Genomic DNA, 3884 nt, shown 5'->3' with positions numbered 1-3884 from the left:
ACGGGGCACGGCAGTTGACGACGCCGGCGCGGTGGGCTCGCCGACCCGTCGGCGAGTCCCGGGTCTGCCGCACGTGCGCCGAAGTGCCGCGGTGGAAGGCCGCGACCATGCCTCTCCGTCCGGTCTGGCGCCGGTCAGGCCGGGGTTGGGCGGAGGCTGGAGGAGGCTCAGTACGTGCGGTGACGTCCGAGGCGGCGTCTCCGCCGGCCGGGGCCCGGGGTCGGACGAGCGCATCTGCCGTGCCACCGCCAATCATGCACGAGTTGGTTATGCGGCCCTGGCTGATGTCAGTACGCGTGACGCCAGTGGATGGCTAGTGTGCAGTTCCGTATCGTCAATGAGCTGCCCCGGATCAGGAATTTGCACCACCTGGCAGGAGATGACCGAGCCGCAATAGAGATTGGCTGCCACGTATGGAGACGCTCAGTCCGACCTGGCCCCCGTCGGACCAAGTCCGGTCTTGCGGCTTCTTCTCGGGTGGCGGTAGCAGCTCGTGAGTGAAACTCGCAATTGCCTACCAAGATGACCGTCCGGCTACATAGCGCCCTGGCCGGGGCGAAGCCGACGCACCGCTCGGCTCATTCCACATGCGCTCCGTTTCGCGATCTCCCGCGGGGGAGCCGCCAGGCAGGGAGCGGCAGTTACTAGACATGCCCACTGTATGGCGAACCAACGCTCGCACGAAGGATCTGAATTCATGGCACAGCTCTTTACGAGAACGCTACTGCCTGAAGTGCGCGACCACCTGGAAATGACGGGTCACCTTGGCGACGGCAAGCTCTCCGAGCGAGCCGGGGCGGTGGTCCGCAGCAACGCCAGGCACGACGAGATGCGGTCCCTGATCGATCAGATCGTGTCGGACGACGCTCAACTCGGCGAGATCGCGGCGCGGTCGTACTACCACGCGAACAGCTTCCTCAAGCTCGTTCTGGCGGTCGGCGACGAGAACGCCTGGAAGCTTCGCCTCCACGTATGGCACCCGCAGGCGGAGGAGGATCGCCCGCCGAGGGAGGACATCCACTCGCACCGCTGGGACTTCACCACCGCCCTGCTGCTCGGCGAGTACAACGCCCGCGAGTACATGATCGCCCCCGGCGACGAGTACTACCACTACAAGTACACCCCGGTTCGGGCGGACCAGTTCTTCTCGCTGGAGGCCTTGGGGCCCGAGCAGCTGGCTCAGGTGTGCGAATCCATCGTCCCGGCCGGCACGGTCTACCACCTTGACCACCGGGTCCTCCACAGCATCGCGCGTTCCCACGACGGACCTACGGCCACGCTCGTCCTGCAGGGGCCCACGGTGCGGGACTCGACGAACGTCTATCGCACGACCCCGGCCGGCGAGAGGGGCGGAGACCGGAAGGAATACGTCGAACGGCCTTCCATCGACCAGCTGCGCGCGGAGCTGCTCAAGCTTCGCAGCTGGCTGTAACCCCGGGGCCCGGTGCACAGAATCGTGACTCAATACAAATACACGGCTGAGGCTGCGGCACGCTTCAACAAGCATGGCATCGACCTGACCGTGTACGGGCACGTGGATCCGTCTTTCAACATCGTCCACGTCAGTGTCGCGGAAGGTCACTTCCAGGAGTTCATCAACGTGAAGAGCACCTATGCCTTCTACGTGATCGATGGCTCCGGAACCTTCTACCTCAACGACGAAGCCGTGGAGGTGAAAGCCACGGATCTGGTCGTCATTCCACCGGGGACACGTGTGTACTACTTCGGAACGATGGAGATGACGCTCACCGTCTCTCCGGCGTTCGACGAAGCCAGCGAGCGGCACATCAGATTTCTGGACAAGAGCCAGATGCCGAACGCTCCTCGCTCCTGAATTCGGCCGCCCGGCCCGTAATTTTGAAAACTCTCTCTAACCGCATGACGGGAAGGCCGTACGATGAATCCTCCTGAATGGGAAGCAGGCCGTGGAGCCGCCGCGCAGTCAGCGGCCGACATCTACAACTCGGCGGTCGCGTCTTGGGCGATCGCCGCAGGATGGGAGATCGGCGCTCTTGACGAGCTGAGCGGGAAGGGCAAGCTCGAGGCGCGCTTCTTCGCCGAGGAGAACGACCTGCACGTCCAGTCGGTCAGGGGCATGTTCACCGCGCTGGCCAGCGTCGGCGTCGTCGTGCGTGACGGCGACACCGTCATCCCCGGCCCGCTCTTCGACGACGTGTTCCGGACCAAGTCCTTCTTCCACTGGCTCAGCCGCGGCAGTGCGTCTCTGTTCACGGCGATGCCCACGGTGATGAAGAACGCCAACCGAGTCGGCGACTTCTACACCCGGGACGCGCCGGCGATCAGCTACGCCTGCCGGGAAATCAATGCGGAGGTCTTCGACCCTGCCTTCTGGGCGGTGATGGACAGCCTGGACATCACCTTCGACAAGGTTGCCGACCTCGGATGCGGCAGCGGTGAACGACTGCGGCAGATCGCCCGGCGTCATCCCGGCGTCCAGGGCGTCGGTCTCGACATCGCCGCCAGTTCGCTGGAGGCGGCCAAGGCCGCCACGGTGGAGGCCGGGCTCGGGGACCGCATCTCGTTCGGTGTCGCGGACGCCCGCGCGCTCGAACCGCGTCCCGAACTCGAGGACGTCGAGCTCGTCACCAGCTTCATGATGGCGCACGACTTCTGGCCCCGAGAGAACTGCATCGCTTCCTTCCGGAAGCTTCGCGAGGTCTTCCCGAACGCGCGCCGGCTCCTCCTCGCGGACACCGCTCGGCTGACCGATCTCCCCGACGACCGATACCCGATGTTCAACCTCGGTTTCGAGGTCGGACACGACCTCATGGGCGTGTACCTGCCGACCCTTCAGGATTGGGAAGACGTCTTTCCCGAGACCGGCTGGCGACTTCGGAAGACTCACCTGATGGACGGGTTGACCAACGGATTCATATTCGAACTCGAATAACAGCTGGGCAAGGAGCTGAGAAGCACGTGCAGGAACAATCAGCAGGGGCCTCCGACCCGTTCTACGAAGCGCGGCGTGCCGAAATAGCGGCCTTGGCGGATCGCTGTGGTCCGGGCGATCCGATCCCCACCGTCGAGTACACGGAAGAGGAGCACGAGGTCTGGCGGCTGGTGTGCGGAGAGCTTGCCGTACGCCACCGCACGGACGCCGCGACCGAGTACCTCGACGCGGCGGAATCCCTCGCGATCCCCCAGGAACGGATTCCGCAGCTCCGGGATGTCAGCAGGAGTATCGAATCGCTTTCCGGCTTTCGTTTCAGGTCGGCGCCCGAGCTCGTTCCCTTCCGGCAGTTCTGCACCGGCCTGGCGGGCTCGGTCTTCCACTCCACGCAGTATCTGAGGCACCCGGCCACCCCGTTCTACACCGCGGATCCGGACATGCTGCACGATGTGGTCGGGCACGGGAACGTTCTGGGGAACGAGCGGTTCGCCCGTCTGTACCGCCTGGCTGGTGAGGCGGCCGAGCGAGCCGAGAGCGAGGCGGCGCTGCAGTTCATCGCCAAGGTGTTCTGGTTCACGCTCGAATGCGGTGTGTTCCGCGAGCAGGGAATGCCGAAGGCGTACGGTGCGACGCTTGTCTCCTCGTACGGAGAGCTGAGCCATTTCCGTGAGGCTGACATCCGCCCGCTGGAGCTGAAGAGCCTGGCCGACGTCGAGTACGACATATCGACGTACCAGAAGATTCTGTTCGAGGCGGACTCGATGAACCATCTCGAAGACGTCGTGGGTGGCTTCTGGGAGACCTGCGACGACAACACCATCGAGGCGATGTTGGCCGCATCCGTCGCCTGAGATTGAACTGGTGGACATCGAAGCTCCGTTGCGGAGGGGACCTGGGAGGGTCGCCTTCGCAACGGAGCTTCGATGCGTCTGGTCGCGCGTTGACCCGGCGTCGTCACTCCGCCGTGTCGCGC

Annotated in this window: 4 protein-coding genes; all 4 read left to right on the top strand. The window is 64.6% G+C overall.

The window, feature by feature from the left end:
- Positions 1 to 751 precede the first annotated feature (751 nt).
- The 4 genes from ACZ7HT_RS36855 to ACZ7HT_RS36840 all read left to right on the top strand — a co-directional run bounded on the left by ACZ7HT_RS36855 (position 752) and on the right by ACZ7HT_RS36840 (position 3762).
- Positions 752 to 1432, top strand: a complete 681-nt coding sequence (locus ACZ7HT_RS36855; RefSeq protein ID WP_471174118.1) for a hypothetical protein — start codon at positions 752 to 754, stop codon at positions 1430 to 1432.
- Positions 1433 to 1456: 24 nt separating this feature from the next.
- Positions 1457 to 1834: a cupin domain-containing protein gene (locus ACZ7HT_RS36850; protein ID WP_471174116.1), complete on the top strand. Its 378-nt coding sequence runs from the start codon at positions 1457 to 1459 to the stop codon at positions 1832 to 1834.
- A gap of 63 nt (positions 1835 to 1897) precedes the next feature.
- Positions 1898 to 2911 carry a class I SAM-dependent methyltransferase gene (locus ACZ7HT_RS36845; RefSeq protein ID WP_471174114.1) on the top strand — a complete coding sequence of 338 codons (1014 nt, stop codon included), beginning with the start codon at positions 1898 to 1900 and terminating at the stop codon, positions 2909 to 2911.
- 26 nt (positions 2912 to 2937) lie between these two features.
- Positions 2938 to 3762, top strand: coding sequence for a phenylalanine 4-monooxygenase (locus ACZ7HT_RS36840; protein WP_471174112.1), 825 nt, complete (start codon positions 2938 to 2940; stop codon positions 3760 to 3762).
- Positions 3763 to 3884 lie beyond the last annotated feature (122 nt).

The organism is Streptomyces sp. NPDC037410, from assembly GCF_055602235.1.
The sequence above is the reverse complement of the archived record's forward strand: the minus strand, read 5'-3'. Positions and strand labels throughout refer to the sequence as shown.